This window comes from Streptomyces sp. NPDC049687 (genome assembly GCF_044465285.1).
Lineage (GTDB): Bacteria > Actinomycetota > Actinomycetes > Streptomycetales > Streptomycetaceae > Streptomyces.
The window spans coordinates 1-15277 of the sequence record NZ_JBITLN010000006.1 but is presented as its reverse complement, the minus strand read 5'-3'; the positions used below and the strand labels follow the sequence as shown (position 1 = coordinate 15277).

The window sequence follows — 15277 nt, the reverse complement described above, 5'->3', positions numbered from 1 at the left end:
GAACGCCCGGTTCCCACGCTCTGCCTCGTCTCGTTCACGATGTCCGCCTCGCCGGTCACCACGACGGCCGCCATGGCGGAGGGCGCCGCCCGGACCAGGAGCCGGCCGTCTCATGGCCCTGTTCGGGGCGGGGCCAGGCCGGCCTGCGCCGGGGCGCGGGCCGCGCCGGTGCCTCGTCGGCGGCGAGGAGGGCCACGGCGAGCGCGGCCATCTCGGTGGCGTCGGGGACACCTCGTTCGATACGGATGACCGGTTGACGCTCGCCGGTACGCTCGGTCGGCGCGCTCACTGCGGCTGGTTCCCGTGCTTGCGGCTGGGCAGCGCAGCGTGCTTGGCGTGCAGCACCGCCAGGGCGTCGATCAGCCGCGCGCGGGTCTCGGCGGGGTCGATGACGTCGTCGACCAGGCCACGCTCGGCGGCGTAATAAGGGTGCATCAGCTGCTCGCGGTATTCCTCGATCCGGGCGCTGCGCACGGCCTCGGGGTCGTCGGCGGCGGCGATCTCCCGGCGGAAGATGACGCCCGCGGCGCCCTCGGCTCCCATCACGGCGATCTCGTTGATGGGCCAGGCGAGCGAGATGTCGGCGCCGATGGACCGGGAGTCCATGACGATGTACGCGCCGCCGTAGGCCTTGCGCAGGATGAGCTGGACCCGGGGCACGGTGGCGTTGCAGTAGGCGTAGAGCAGTTTGGCGCCGTGCCGGATGATGCCGCCGTGCTCCTGGTCGACGCCGGGCAGGAAGCCGGGGACGTCGACGAGCGTCACCAGGGGGATGTTGAAGGCGTCGCACATGGTCACGAAGCGGGCGGCCTTCTCGCTGGCGTGGATGTCGAGGACGCCGGCCAGCTGTGCGGGCTGGTTGGCGACGATGCCGGTGACCCGGCCGCCGAGCCGGGCCAGGCCGCAGACGATGTTCTGCGCCCATCCCGCGTGGACCTCGGTGAACTCGCCGTCGTCGACGATCTCCTCGATCACCAGACGCATGTCGTACGCCTGGCGGACGTCGGCGGGCACGAGGTCGAGCAGTGCCTCGGTACGGCGGTCCACCGGGTCTTCGACGGGCAGTTCGGGCGGCGTCTCACGGTTGTTGGACGGCAGCATCGACAGCAGCCAGCGGACCTCCTCCAGACACTCGGCCTCGGTGTCGTAGGCGAAGGCCGCGACGCCGGAGGTGGTGGCGTGGGCGTCGGCGCCCCCGAGGGCGTCCTGGGTGATGGACTCGCCGGTGACGGCCTGGACGACGTCGGGGCCGGTGATGAACATCTGCGAGGTGTCGCGCACCATGAACACGAAGTCGGTGAGCGCGGGCGAGTAGGCGGCGCCGCCGGCGCAGGGGCCGAGCATGACGCTGATCTGGGGCAGCACACCGGAGTTGCGCACGTTGCGGCGGAAGATGCCGCCGTAGCCGGCCAGCGCCGAGACGCCTTCCTGAATGCGTGCCCCGGCGCCGTCGCACAGTCCCACGATGGGCGCGCCGGCCGCCTCGGCCAGGTCCATCAGTTTGTGGATCTTCTCCGCGTGGGCCTCGCCCAGCGCCCCGCCGAAGATGCGGAAGTCATGGGCGTAGACGAAGACGGTACGGCCGTGGACCGGGCCCCAGCCGGTGACGACGCCGTCGGTGTGGGGGCGGCGGTCCTCGAGGCCGAACCCGGTGGCCCGGTGCCGGCGCAGGCCGTCCACCTCGGTGAAGGCGCCGTCGTCGAAGAGCAGGGCGATGCGTTCGCGGACGGTGAGCTTGCCGCGGGCATGCTGCGCCTGCGTGGCCCGCTCGCCGGGCCCGCAGCGGGCCCGTTCGCGGATGTCCGTCAGCCGGGCCGCGGCTGTGCGCATGTCGACCCCCGCGGTGGCCGTCGCCGGCGGCGCCGTGCGCTGCTGGGGTACGGCCCCGGCGGGCGGCAGCCCGTTTCGTTCGCCCGTATCTCCGGCAACCTCGTGAACGATGGACATGCCGTGCGTCACCCCCGGTTCCGCTTGGTTCGGCCCCTTGGGCCGGAGGACCCCACGTCCTCACAGCGCCTCATTGAAGCCGCGGGCCGCATACCGCCACCACCGATGTCCGCCCCTGTCCCGGGCGTGTTCCCCCCTGTTCCGCACCCCCTATAACCCCTTAATCGCAAGGCGTTTATCGGGGCCCCGGAACCGATGCCACACCCCGCCTCGTCCCAGGTTCACCCAACTAGAGGTACTGCAAAGGGAGTTGGCCCGGCTTTGCTGGTTCTTGAAGTCCGCGCCCCACTTACTTTTGAGTAGGTTGCTAGAGTCCGGCGGAACATGTGAACGACTGACGGTGCTGGTGAAGATGGAGTGCGCTATGAGCCCCGAACGGCTGCCGTCGGCGTCACATCCCACGGGGGAGAGGCGAATTGAGGTTGTTCATCGAACGTGACGTACAACTCGCACAACTGTGCCCACTAATTGACCAGAAACCCGCCCAGGGTCCCCATCTCGGGGTGATCACCGGCCCTGTGGCCTGCGGGAAAACCGAACTCCTGGAAGAAGTGGTACAACGCGCAACAGACGACGGAATACGCGTGCTCAGCGCGCAGTGCTCGTCCATGGAACAGTCCATTCCGTACGCGATGGTCGACCAGCTCTTCCGGGGCCTGGCACTCGCCGGTGAACTGCCGCTGATGCCGGACGAGATACGCGCGGCCAGGGGCGCGCCCGTGCCGGCGCCGCCGCTGCTGCGCTTCTTCCACGAGGTGATGGTCTCCCTCAGCGCACGCGGCTCGCTGCTGCTGACCGTCGACGACATCCACCACGCCGACGAGCAGTCCCTCCGGGTCCTGCTCTACCTGCACCGCCGGGCCCGCTACGCACCCGCGTCCCTGCTCGTCAGCCATGGAGCGCAGTACGGCATCCCCGTGACGGCGCCACTGCGCGAACTGCTCCACCAGCCCCGTGTCCGCCGGGTCACGGTGGGGCCGCTGAGCAAGAACGGCACCGCCCGGCTCACCCATTCCCTCGCGGAGCCCGGCAACGCGCCACGGGCCGCCGAGGTCTTCGCCCTCACGGGCGGCAACCCTCTCCTGCTGCACGCGCTGCTGCAGGACCGGGCGGCGGCCGGCCCGCGCGCCGAGGGCGACGGCACCCCGCTGGCCGGGGACGCCTACGTCCACGCGGCGCTCACCTGTATCCACCGCAGCGGCCCGGACGGGCTGCGGATCACCCGGGCCCTGGCCGTACTGGACGGGCACGGCTCCGTCGACGCGCTCGCCCGGCTGGCCGGTCTGGAGCTCGCGACGGTCGAGCGCACGGTGCGCGTCCTCACCGACGCGGGCCTCCTCACCGGCCGGCACTTCCGGCAGACGGCGGTGCGGGACGCCGTACTCGACGACCTGCCGCCCGAGGAACGGGCCGATCTGCACCAGCAGGCCGCCGCGCTGCTCTACAGCGAGGGCGCGCCGGCCCTCGACATCGCCGACCACCTGCTCACCGCCGGTCAGCCCGGCGAGCCGTGGGCGACCCGGGTGCTCACCGAGGCCGGCCGCCAGGCGCAGCGCATCGACCGCACCCAACTGGCCCTGCGCTGTCTGCGGCACGCCGAGAAGACGGCCGCGGAGGAGGCGGAGCGGCTGTGCATCGGCGCCGAACTGGCCGCCACGGTCTGGCGGACCCGGCCGGGGGTCGCCGCGCAGCAGCTGCGTACCCTCGCGGGTCCTGCCGGGGAGGGCCGGCTCCCCGCCGGCCACACGCTGTCGGTCGTGCCCGGTCTGCTGTGGCACGGCATGGCCGACGAGGCGGTCGCCGCGCTGCGTGCCGCCGAGGACGCCGCCCGTACCGATCCGGCCGTCGCCGGGGGGCTCGACACACTGCGGATGTGGATCGACAGCACCTATCCGGCCATCGCCCGGCGCACCGGACACGAGCCCGCCCCGCTGCCGGTGCGTGCGTCGCCCGCGCAGGCCGCGACGGACCCGACCGCCGCCGCCGCGGGGCGCGCCCTGTGGGCGCTCTCCTCGGTGCTGCGCGGACACAACCACCAGGAGGTCTCCGACACCGCGGAACAGGTACTGCAGAGTGTGCGGTTGCACGACCACACGCTGGAGGTCCTCACCGCCGCCGTATCGGCGCTCATCTACGGCGGCCGGCTCACCGTCGCCGCCGAGTGGGGCAGACGGCTGGAGGCCGAAGCCGCCGAACGGCAGGCACCCACCTGGCGGGCGGTGCTGGGCTCGCTGCGCGCGGTGGTCGCGCTGCGCCTGGGGGACCTGCCGACAGCCGCCCGGCTCGCCCAGACCTCGCTGGAACTCATGCCCGCCGAGGCGTGGGGCGTCGGGGTGGGCATTCCGCTGTCCACCGCGATCAACGCGGCGTTGAGCATGGGCGACAGCGAGACGGCCGCCCAGTTGGTGGCCCGCCCCGTGCCGGAGCACATGCTCGACACCCGGTTCGGGCTGCACTACCTGTCCGCCCGGGCCCGCCACCACATGATGGAGGGCCGTACACACGCGGCGCTCGCCGACCACCTCAGCTGCGGCGAGCGGATGCGCGAATGGGGCATGGACACGGCCGAGTTGGTGCCGTGGCGGGTGAACGCCGCGAAGATCTGGCTCCGTACCGACAACGCGGAGCGTGCGGCCCAGCTCATCGAGGAGCATCTCGCGGTGGCGGAGTCGGGCCGGCCCGGCACCCGTGGTGTCGCGCTGCGGATCCTCGCGGCGACCAAGGATCCGGTGCGGCGGGTCGAACTGCTGGGCCAGGCGGTGGAGTTGCTGCAGGCCGGTGGCAACCGCTACGAGCTGGCGTGGGGCCTGGCCGACCTGGGCCACCTCCATCACCAGCTGGGCGAACCGGCGAAGGCCAGGACGTTCGCCCGGCGGGCCTGGCGGGTGGCGAAGGACTGTGGGGCGGAGGCGCTGTACCAGTCGCTGTTCCCGGGGCAGGCGGCCCGTCAGGAACGGGGCGGGCAGGACAAGGCCGACGCCATCGGCTCGCTGACCGAGGCCGAGCTGCGGGTCGCCGCGCTGGCGACGCAGGGGCACACCAACCGGGAGATCGGCGCCAAGCTGTTCATCACCGTCAGCACCGTCGAGCAGCACCTGACCCGCGTCTACCGCAAGCTCGACGTCCGCCATCGCCAGGACCTCCCGACCAGTCTCCTGCTGCAGGAGTCCGACCTCACCGCGGTCTGAGCGGGCGCCGGCACCGGGCCGTCGCCGCGGCCCGGTGCCCACTGCACCGACAGGAGATCCCGTGATCGCCGACCTGCTTCCCTCGACGGTGGCCTGTGCGTACACCACCGCCGACGACGCGCCGGTCGGGGCGTTGTTCGCGGAGGAGGCGGCACTGGTCGGCGGGGCAGTGGTGGGGCGGCAACGGGAGTTCGCCGCGGTGCGGGGATGTGCGCGGCGGGCGATGGCCGCGCTCGGGCTGCCGGCGGTGCCGGTGCTGTCCGGCCCTCGCGGTGAGCCGCGGTGGCCGGACGTGGTCGTGGGCAGCATGACCCACTGCGCCGGGTACCGGGCGGCCGCCGTGGCCCGGACGGTCGACGTCCGGGCCCTCGGTATCGACGCGGAACCGCACGCGCCGCTGCCGGGCGACGTACTGGCGGCCGTCGCCCTGCCCGCCGAACGTGCCCGGGTGCTGTCCGCCTCGCGCAACGGCGCGGACCGGGTGGTCCACTGGGACCGGCTGCTGTTCAGTGCGAAGGAGAGCGTCTACAAGGCGTGGTATCCGCTGACCGGGACCCGGCTGGACTTCGAGGACGCCGACATCGAGTTCCGGGGCACCCCCGGTTCCGGACCGGAGGCTGTACCAGGGGGTGTCTTCCGCGCCCGTCTGCTGCGTACCGCCCCCGGCGCGCCCGCCGCTTTCGACGGCCGCTGGCTGGTGCGCGACGGTATCGCCCTCACCGCGGTGGTGGTACCGGCCGGCGGGTAACTCCCTCGGGGAATACGGCAGTCAGGGCGCCAGTCGCAGATGCCCGCCCGTCGTGCCGCCCGCGTAGTGCGGGAGCAGGATGTCGGAGAGCGTGTTGGCGACGTCGGGCACACGGTCGTCGAGGAAGAAATGGCCGCCGGGGAAGATCCTCAGGTCGCACTCCCCGTCGGTGTGCCGCTCCCACGCCCGCGCCTCGTCGATGGTGGTCCGCGGGTCGTCGTCACCGACCAGCACGGTCACCGGGCAGCTGACGGCGGCCGTCGGCGGACAGGAGTACGTCTCCACCGCCCGGTAGTCGGCACGCAGCGCCGGCATGATCATCCCGAGTAGTTCGGGGTCGTCCAGGAAGACCGGGTCGGTGCCGCTGAGCAGCCGCAGCTCCTCGGCCACCCCGGCGTCGTCCCGCTGGTGCACCCGTTCGTCGCGCACGGTGGACGGCGCCCGCCGCCCGGAGGCCACCAGCGCCGCGGGGCCGGGCCCGGGTCCGGACTCCAGCAGCCGCGCCATCTCGAAGGCGACGAGGGCGCCCATGCTGTGGCCGAGCAGAGCGTAGGGCCCGTCCAGCCGGTCGCGCACCACGTCCACCAGTGCGGCGGCCAACTCCCGTACATCCTCGATGGGTCGCTCCCGGCGCCGCTCCTGCCGGCCGGGATACTGTGCGGCCCACACCTGGATCGACGGCGGCAGCGCGGCGGACAACCTGAACCAGCCGCTCGCCGAACCCCCGGCGTACGGCAGGCAGATCAGCTGCATTCCACTGTCCGGCCCGGGGTGGAAGCACTTGATCCACTGGTCGAACCTACCGGCAGAGTCGGTCATACCGCGACACTCCGTTCCCCCCGTGGCGGCCCGGTCGCACAGCCCGTGCACAGCGCACGGTCCGGCCGCCCCTCCGAATGTTCCGCTGAAGGTAACAACGTCCGCCGGTCCGCTGAACCCCTGCTCGCAAGCGCTTTACCCAACTCCCCACCCCCTACTGGCTCGGTGCCCCCTGAATCCACCCCTATCCGGGCTCCGCCCCCCTGAAATGGCGTCCCTCGCGCGGTTACGGTCCCGGCATGACAACCACGGAGCCCTCTTCCCCAGTGACCGACGCACTCGAGGCCTTCCTCGGCGCGCCGGATTCCGATCTGCACTCCGCCCTCCGGCAGCTCGACCAGGCCTTCCGCAGCGTTCCGGCGGGCGAGGGGCAGGCCACGGCGACGGAGGCCGGCCACGCCGCCGTGCCCGCCCTCGTGGCAGCGGCGGCCGGGGCCTCGCCGTCCCGGCTGCCGCACCTGCTGCTCCTCCTCGGCCTGCTCGCCGACACCGACGCGCACGACGCGGTACGCGACGGACTCGCGGACGTCCTGCCGGTGTTCGAGCTTGCCGCCGGGGACCGCCGCACGGTGGCGGCGCTGCTCTTCCTCGCCGGGCACTTCCCCGAGGACGCCGAGCGGATCCTGGCCGCCGCAGACGGTCTCGCCCTCAGTCCGGACGACCGGTCCCGGCTGGAGCGCTCGCTGGCCGGCCGACGGCAGCCGGGCGCGGTACTGGCCCGGGTGTGGCCGTCGCCGGCGATGTGGGCGGTCACCGAGGCGGAGCGCGCCGCCGACGGGCAGTGGCACGGCATGATGCCGGAGGAGCAGCTCGAGGCCATGTGGCAGAGCGACACCCGGGCGCTGCGCGACTACGCCGCCTCGAAGGCGATCGCCCTGCTGGACACCCCGGCCGCCCCGTACACGGCGGCGCCGGACCACGTGGAGCCGGAGCGCGAACAGGGCCGGGCCGCTTCGCAGGGCGTGGACGCCGTCGAGCGGCTCGCCCCGTTCGAGAAGCTGTTGGCCTGCCCGGACTGCACCGGGGCCCTGTCGTTCGGCGAGGGCGGCGCCCGCTGTGCGGCGTGCGGCAAGGCGCACCCGGCCGGCGACGGCTGGCTGGACCTGTCGTCGGCCGCGGGCCAGGGCATGGAGGCGATGATCCTCAACGACGTCGCCCAGGTCTCCCGCTACGAGCGCGGTCTGCGCCCGGCGTTCCTGCGCGTGATGGGCCGCGACTTCGACGATCTGCTCGATGTGGACGACGAGATCCGCTTCCTCACCACCAACGCGCGCCCCACCGAGGGCCCCGTGCTCGATCTGGCCGCCGGCTCGGGCCGGTTCACCCGGGTGCTGGCCGAGGAACTGGGCCCGGACCGCGTCGTGGCGCTGGACCTGTCGACCTCGATGCTGGCGGCGCTCCAGGCGGCCGGACCACAGCTGCCGGCGGTGCGCGGCAGCGCGGTGAACCTGCCGTTCGCGGATGCCTCGCTGACCGCCGTCAGCTGCTGGAACGCGCTGCAGACCCTGCCCTACCAGGGACAGGTCATCGCGGAGATCGGCCGGGTGCTGCAGTCTGGCGGAACGTTCACCCTGTTCACCTTCCTGCCGGACGAGGACCCGCTGTACCGGGAGTTCCAGGCCCGTCAGGAGAAGGCGCTGCGTGTGCACCTGTACCCGCGCGAAGTGATCCGCAAGTGGCTGGCCGAGGCCGGTCTGACGATCCGTGAGGAGACCGGTCCGGGCTCCTACCTGTTCATCACGGCTGTTCGCGAGAACCGGCCCTGACCACCGCCTGCGCGGCGGCCCGCCGCGCGAGAGCCTGGGGGATGTCCCAATGAGAACTGTGATCATCGGAGTCGGCGTCGGCGGCCTCGCCATCGCCCGCTATCTGGTGGCAGCGGGCCACGAGGTCGAGGTGTACGAGCAGGCCGACCGGCTGCGCGTGGAGGGTGCCTCGCTGATCCTGTGGCCCAACGGCACGGGTGTGCTGCGTCATCTCGGCCTGGAGCCGGAGTCGTTCGGCAGCCGTATGGACGCCATGGACACGCTCTCCGAGGACGGCCACACGCTGCTGAGGATCGAACTGGACCGGATGGCGAAGCGGTTCGGGCACCCCACGGTCGTCGTGCCGCGCGGCCGCCTCGTGGAGGAACTGGCCGCGGGGCTGCCGGAGGGGGTCCTGCGCTACGGCAAGCGCTGTGTCGGCATCACCGAGCCGCCCGAGGGCAGTTCGGGGCCGGTCGTCGCCGAGTTCGAGGATGGTACGAAGGCGGAGGCCGACCTGCTGATCGGCGCCGACGGACACCGCTCGGCGATCCGGCGGCACCTGCACGGGGAGACCCCCGCCCAGTACACCGGCTATGCGACCTGGCACGGTCTGACCCGGGTGCCGGTCGCGCTGCCGGACGGCAACCACGGGCTCGTCTTCCACGGCAAGTCCGGCTTCGCCACGATGTTCAACGCCGGCAACGGCCAGGTGCAGTGGGTGTTCGTGACGCCGTGGGCGGAGGGCGACCGGGTGCCGCGCGGGGTGCGGGACGAACGCACCGGCGAGTTCGGCATGGCCTCGGAGGTGTCCGCCACGCGCAATCTCCGGGAGCGGTTCGGGCATCTGGTGTCTCCGGTTCCGGAGCTGCTGGCGGAGCTCACGGACGACGAGATCGGCCTCTTCCCGCACATCCTGCACCGGGTCCCGGACCGGTGGGGGCGCGGCCGGGTCACCCTGCTCGGCGACGCGGTGCACGCCGTGCCGCCGACGCTGGCCCAGGGCGTGAACCAGACCCTGGAGGACGTGTGGAGCCTGCAGCGGGCCCTGACGGCCCCGGGCGGCGGTACGACGGAGGAGCGGCTGCGTGCGCACGAGACGGTACGGGCCCGCAAACTCCAACGGCTGCACACCATCGCCAAGGGCGCGGAGAACCGCCCGGCACCGCCGCGGTTCCTGCGGTTCGCCCCCGGGCTGGTGCCGTACACGCGGATGACGTCGTGGACGGTACGGACCTTCAGCGAGTTCCTGACGGCGAGTTGACCGATCACATCACCGTGCCCCGCCGGGTTTCCGGCGGGGCACGGTGATGTCCGGGGCCCATGAGTACGGCCGGCTCGCCCGGCAGCGCGGTCAGGCTCGGGTCGTGGTGGTCCGGTGTACGGCGATGTCGCCGGCGGAGGTCTTGAGGTCGAGGTGGAGTTCGCGGGCGCCGGGCGCGGCGGGGGTGTCCTCGGTGAGGTCGCCGCGGTACCTGCCGCCGGAGGTGGAGCGCCGGCGCACCCCGACACCCTCCTCGACGCCGACCTCGATCCGCCCCGAGGAGGTACGGGCGTGCACGGAGCCGCCCCGGGCTCCGGCGATGCGCAGGTCGCCGGAGGCGGTGTCGACGCGGACGTCCCCCTCCGTCGTACCGAGGACGAGGTCGCCGCTGGAGGAGTGGAACCGCACCGCACCGACGGCGTGGGTGACCTGGAGGTCGCCGGAGCCGCTGCCGAAGTCGACGGTGCCCTCGGCGTGGCCGAGGCGGAGGGTGCCCGAGGAGGTGTCGACCGAGACGTCCCCGGTGACGCGGTCGGCGACGAAGTCGCCGGAGCCGGTGTCCACCTTGAGGGCGCCCAGCGCGCCGTGCACCGCCAGGTCGGCGGAGTCGGCCGCGAAGTCGAGCGCGGAGCCGGCGGGGGCCTCGACGGCCACCCGGACCCGGCCGCCCGGCAGTCCGACGAACCGCCCCGCGCCGCCGCCCTTGGGCACCCGCACGGTCAGCCGCCCGCCCTCGAACGCGACCGCCGCCCGGGAGGCGGCCTTGCGGTCCGCCTCGCGGCCCGGCGTCTCGGGCTCGACGCGCACGGTCACCCGGGCGCCCTCGCCGGCCGTGAGCGAGCAGCTGCCGCCGTGCAGCTTGATGCGGGCCGCGACCGGCCCGCCCGCAGTGAACTCGTACATGGCGCGGGCCCTTCCCCTGGATGACTCACGATTCAGCGACTTCAGTTTCAGTGACTCGCGATTCAGTGACTTTTCATTCATTGTGGGGTTAGAGTCATTCGCTGTCAAGCCCGATCCGGACCCCGAGGGAGCCCTCATGACGGCCAAGTCGCCCGCCGGCGCCACTTCCCGCAAGGCGCAGGCCGCCCGTACCGAGACGGCCCTGAAGGACGCGGCCCGCAAGGTGTTCGCCGAGAAGGGCTTCCTCAACGCCAAGATCAGCGACATCTCGGCGGCGGCCGGCCGCGCGTCGGGCTCGTTCTACAACCACTTCCCGAGCAAGGAGTCCATCCTCGAGGCCCTGCTGACCGACTGGATCAGCGAGGCCGGCCGCAGCCTGGCCGGGCACGGCGACAGCCACGACCTGTCCGACCCGGAACACCTGCGCTGGCACGTGGCCGTGGTCTGGCACATGTACAAGGAGCACCGCCCCGAGATCCGGGCCCTGCAGGAAGCCGCCATCGTCAACGAGGACTTCGCCCGCCGGCTCGCGGAACTCCAGCTCGCCGAGACCCGCGTCCTGCGCGAGCACCTGCACGACATGGAGCGCAACGGCGTGGCCCTGCCGGGTGCGGTGGACCTGGTGGCCGCCGCGATGATGGCCCTGCTCAACGAGTTCTCCCGGGGCTGGCTCATCACGGACGCCGCCCCGGCCGGCCGGGTCCCGGACGACGACGAGGCCATCGACACCCTCACGGCGTTCGTCCTGCACGGCATCGCCGGCGCGGACAAGGCCTGAGGCACGGCGGCGAGCACGTTCGACGGGAGGCGGCCGCCGTCGTACGGATCGGATCCGTACGACGGCGGCCGTGCCGTGCGGTGATGAGCTACAGCCGGGCCGCCCACGCCTCCACTGCCTCGGCGGTCGTCGCGGAGTGGTCCTCCAGCATGGTGAAGTGGTCGCCCGGCACCTCGACCAGCTCGTGCGGCAGCAGCCAGCAGGAGCCCGCCCCCGCGCCGCCCGCGTAGGTGTCCGCCGCCTTCAGGAACAGCTCGGGCGTCGCGACGGGCCGGGCCTGCCAGTCCACGAAGAGCCGGGTGTAGCCGCCCATGCTGGTCAGGCTGTGGTCGTCGACCGACATGAACAGTCCGTCGCGCTCCAGCATCCCGTTCGTCATGGCCTCGTAGGCGGCCCGGTCACCGGCGTTCGGGAAGGTGTCGACGAGGACGACTCCGGCCGCCGGCCTGCCCTGCCGCTCCAGTTCCCCGGCCACGGCGTGCGCGACCCAGCCGCCCGCCGACCGTCCGACGAGCAGCACCGGCGCGTCCCCGACCAGTTCGAGCACCGTCTCGGCGTGCAGCGCGGCCAGCGCGTCGACGGAGTCCGGCAGCGGTTCACCGGCGGCGAGCCCCGGGTGCGGCAGCGCGCAGACACTGCGCAGCCCTTGGAAGCCGGTGGCGAACCGCGCGTACTCGTGGATCCCCGAGATTGCGCTGAACGCGGGGAAGCACACGACCACCGGCCGGGCGGGCCCGGAGGCGAACCACACCGGCTCGGGGCGCCGTTCCACCTGCGCGGGCTCCGTGAACGTGGGCCGCAGCCGGGACGCGACCGCGATCATCTCGCCCGCCTCGTCGATACGACCGTCCGCGACCGCCCGCCGGAACAGCTCCGTGATCATCCCGGGCCCACCGCTGCCCGCGCCGGTCCCGCCGGAGGACTCCTGCGTCACCGCGTCGCCCAACTGCTCGTCGACGTGGACGGCGAGCTCGGCCGAGGTCCGGTGGTCGAAGACGAGGGTGGCGGGCAGCCGCAGCCCGGTCAGGGTGTTGAGTCGGTTGCGGAGTTCGACGGCGGTCAGCGAGTCGAACCCGAAGTCCTGGAAGGTACGGTCGGCGTCGATCGACTCCGCCGAACCATGCCCCAACACCTCGGCCACCTGACCGCGCACCAACTCCAGTACGGCCGCAGCCCGTTCGGCGACCGGCAGTTCGCGGAGCCGCGCCAATGGGGCGGCTGCGCCCGTCATGCCGCCCGTGGCGGCGTTACGGCGGGTTGCGGGCACCAGTCGGCGCAGCAGGGGTGGCACCATCGCCGGGTCCGCGGCCCGCAGCCCCCGCAGATCCAGCCGTACCGGAACAGCGACCGGAGCCTCCCCGGCCAGCGCCGCGTCGAACAGCGCCAGACCGTCGGTCTCGGTGAGCGGCAGGACACCACCGCGCGCCATACGAGCCTGGTCCGCCTGAGAGAGGCCGTCGGTCATCTCGCCCTCGGTCTGCCACAGACCCCAGGCCAGGGAGAGCGCCGGAAGCCCCTGGGCACGGCGCTGTTCCATCAGCGCGTCCAGATAGCGGTTGGCCGCCGCATACGCACCCTGACCCGGAGCGCCGAAGACACCCGCCACCGAGGAGAACACCACGAACGCCGCCAGGTTGGCGGTCAGCTCGTGCAGATGCGTGGCCGCGTCAGCCTTCGCCCGCAGCACCCCCGACACGCGGGACGCGGTCAGACCCGACACCACACCGTCGTCCAGGACACCCGCCGCATGCACCACAGCCGTGATGTCATCCCGGCCCGCCAGCAGAGCAGCCACCGCCTCACGGTCCGCCACATCACACGCGACGAACTCCACCTCGGCACCCAAGTCGATGAGTACTGTGGCGAGGTCGGCGGCACCGGCGGCCTGCCCGCCCCGACGCGAGACCAGCAGCAGACGACGTACACCATGAGCACTCACCAGATGCCGGGCGAAGACACCGCCCAACGCGCCGGTCGCACCCGTCAACAGCACCGTTCCGCCACCGAAACCGCCGAACTCGGCAGTCACACCGCCGGCACGGATCAAGCGCGGCGCCAGAACAACGCCCTCCCGCACCGCCACCTGCGGCTCACCCGCCCGCACAGCCAGGGCCACAACGTCGTCCCCGTCCGCGTCCACCAGAACGATCCGGCCCGGATTCTCCGCCTGCGCCGAAGCCACCAGACCCCACACCGCAGCCATCACCGGATCAGCGACAACACCACCGGCCGACACACCGTCCCGTGTCACGACCGCCAGCACCCCTGCGCCCGAGGCCAGATGCTTCTGCATCGTCTCCAACGCCCACGCCGTGGCCTCATGCACCCCGAGCCCCACAGGCACCACCGCCACAGAGGCATCCGCCTCCACGGCAGCACCCGACACGGCCGCCCACTCCACGGCGAACAACGCGTCGGAGGCCTGAGATCGGCCGATCCCGCCCTTGGGAGCGGCACGCAGCATCAGGGACTCGACGACCACGACCGGTGTGCCCGCCTGATCCGTGGCCACGAGCCGGAACGCCCCCGAACCCACCGGCGTCAACCGCACCCGCAACACCGACGCACCCGACGCCAGCAAACCGACCCCGGACCAGGCGAACGGCAGCAACGGACCCTCGCCACCCTCCCCCACACCCGTCAGACCGATCGCATGCAACGCCGCGTCCAACAACGCCGGATGCACCCCGAAACGCCCAGCCTCGACAACCGCCTCCTCCGGCAACCCCACCTCGGCGAAGACCTCCTCCCCCAGCCGCCACGCCGACCGCAACCCACGGAACACCGGCCCATACTCCAGACCAGCACCCGCCAACCCCTCGTACAGCCCCTCCGTCACCACCTCACGCGCACCCACCACCGGCCACACCGACACATCCACACCGACCGACGGCACACCCTCCACCAACACACCACTCGCATGCCGCACCCACGGCTCGTCCTCGCAGCGTGAAGCGACAGTGAAGGCACGTCGGCCCTTCTCGTCGGCGCCGGCGACGACCAGTTGCAGCTGGACCGCCCTGTCCTTGTCCAGGATGAGCGGGGCCTCCAGCATCAACTCCTCCACGACGGAGAAGCCGACGGCGTCACCCGCGTGGACCGCGAGATCGACGAAGGCCGTCCCGGGGAGCAGGACGGTTCCCGCGACCGCGTGATCCGCCAGCCACGGGTGGGTCGACAGCGACAGCCGGCCTGTGAAGAGGTAGCCGTCCGAGTCGACCAACGGCACCGCGGCTCCGAGCAGGGGGTGGTCGGTGCTGCCGAGACCGGCGGAGACGACGTCGGCACCGCCGCGGCCCATTCCCGCTTCCAGCCAGAAGTGCCGGTGTTCGAAGGGGTAGGTGGGGAGCGCGACCTGCTTGCCGCCCCACGTGGTGTACAGCTGGGTCCAGTTGATGTCCGTGCCGTGGACGTGGAGGTGGGCCAGGGCGGTGAAGAAGGTCTCCGTCTCCGGGCGGCCTGCGCGCAGGGACGGGGTGAAGACGTGGCCTTCGGTGTCGTCCAGGATCTGCTGGGCGAGAGCCGTGAGGACAGCGTCGGGGCCCAGCTCCAGCCAGCGGGTGACGCCCTCGTCGTTGAGGGCGGTGATCGCGTCGGTGAAACGGACCGGACGGCGGACGTGCTGCACCCAGTACTCCGGATCCGTCACCTGCGGCGACAGACCTGCCAACTTCGGCTCATTGAAGACGAGTTGAGTGACGACGACACGGAAGTCGTCCAGCATCGGATCCATCAACGGCGAGTGGAACGCATGGCTGACCGTCAGCCGCTTGGTACGGACCGCTGCCTTCTGCCAGTCCCCCTCCAGCACGGCGATGGTGTCCTCGTCGCCGGAGACCACCACCGACGACGGCCCGTTCACGGCCGCGATGCCGACCCGGTCCT

10 protein-coding genes are annotated in these 15277 nt (G+C 72.3%); 5 read left to right on the top strand and 5 right to left on the bottom strand.

Going from position 1 to position 15277, the window contains the following annotated elements:
* Positions 1-55 precede the first annotated feature (55 nt).
* Both ACIBVL_RS19595 and ACIBVL_RS19590 read right to left on the bottom strand, forming a co-directional pair.
* The gene (locus ACIBVL_RS19595) at positions 56-289 is read right to left on the bottom strand and encodes an acyl-CoA carboxylase epsilon subunit (protein WP_399098462.1); all 234 of its coding nucleotides are present in this window, start codon (positions 287-289) and stop codon (positions 56-58) included.
* On the bottom strand, positions 286-1830 hold the full coding sequence (locus ACIBVL_RS19590; protein ID WP_399098859.1) for an acyl-CoA carboxylase subunit beta: 1545 nt from the start codon (positions 1828-1830) through the stop codon (positions 286-288). Before ACIBVL_RS19590 ends, ACIBVL_RS19595 begins: the two co-directional genes overlap by 4 nt.
* 533 nt (positions 1831-2363) lie before the next feature.
* On the opposite strand from ACIBVL_RS19590, the gene ACIBVL_RS19585 reads away from it, so the two are divergent.
* Both ACIBVL_RS19585 and ACIBVL_RS19580 read left to right on the top strand, forming a co-directional pair.
* On the top strand, positions 2364-5135 hold the full coding sequence (locus ACIBVL_RS19585) for an AAA family ATPase (protein WP_399098461.1): 2772 nt from the start codon (positions 2364-2366) through the stop codon (positions 5133-5135).
* 61 nt (positions 5136-5196) lie between these two features.
* Positions 5197-5883: a 4'-phosphopantetheinyl transferase gene (locus ACIBVL_RS19580; RefSeq protein WP_399098460.1), complete on the top strand. Its 687-nt coding sequence runs from the start codon at positions 5197-5199 to the stop codon at positions 5881-5883.
* Between the two features lie 21 nt (positions 5884-5904).
* Here ACIBVL_RS19580 and ACIBVL_RS19575 read toward each other — a convergent pair whose 3' ends face one another.
* Positions 5905-6702, bottom strand: coding sequence for a thioesterase II family protein (locus ACIBVL_RS19575; RefSeq protein WP_399098459.1), 798 nt, complete (start codon positions 6700-6702; stop codon positions 5905-5907).
* A 266-nt stretch (positions 6703-6968) separates the two neighbouring features.
* Between ACIBVL_RS19575 and ACIBVL_RS19570 the strand changes: the two genes are divergently transcribed.
* Positions 6969-8468 (top strand): class I SAM-dependent methyltransferase, encoded by a 1500-nt coding sequence (locus ACIBVL_RS19570; protein ID WP_399098458.1) that lies wholly within the window; start codon positions 6969-6971, stop codon positions 8466-8468.
* 49 nt (positions 8469-8517) lie between these two features.
* Positions 8518-9711 carry an FAD-dependent monooxygenase gene (locus tag ACIBVL_RS19565; RefSeq protein ID WP_399098457.1) on the top strand — a complete coding sequence of 398 codons (1194 nt, stop codon included), beginning with the start codon at positions 8518-8520 and terminating at the stop codon, positions 9709-9711.
* Positions 9712-9801: 90 nt separating this feature from the next.
* Here the strand turns inward: ACIBVL_RS19565 and ACIBVL_RS19560 are convergent, their stop codons facing one another.
* A complete protein-coding gene (locus ACIBVL_RS19560; RefSeq protein WP_399098456.1) occupies positions 9802-10614 on the bottom strand; it encodes a DUF4097 family beta strand repeat-containing protein in 813 nt (270 codons plus the stop codon).
* Between the two features lie 136 nt (positions 10615-10750).
* On the opposite strand from ACIBVL_RS19560, the gene ACIBVL_RS19555 reads away from it, so the two are divergent.
* The gene (locus ACIBVL_RS19555) at positions 10751-11392 is read left to right on the top strand and encodes a TetR/AcrR family transcriptional regulator (RefSeq protein WP_399098455.1); all 642 of its coding nucleotides are present in this window, start codon (positions 10751-10753) and stop codon (positions 11390-11392) included.
* An 88-nt stretch (positions 11393-11480) separates the two neighbouring features.
* Here the strand turns inward: ACIBVL_RS19555 and ACIBVL_RS19550 are convergent.
* A partial coding sequence (locus ACIBVL_RS19550; RefSeq protein WP_399098454.1) for an SDR family NAD(P)-dependent oxidoreductase occupies positions 11481-15277 on the bottom strand: 3797 nt, incomplete at its 5' end.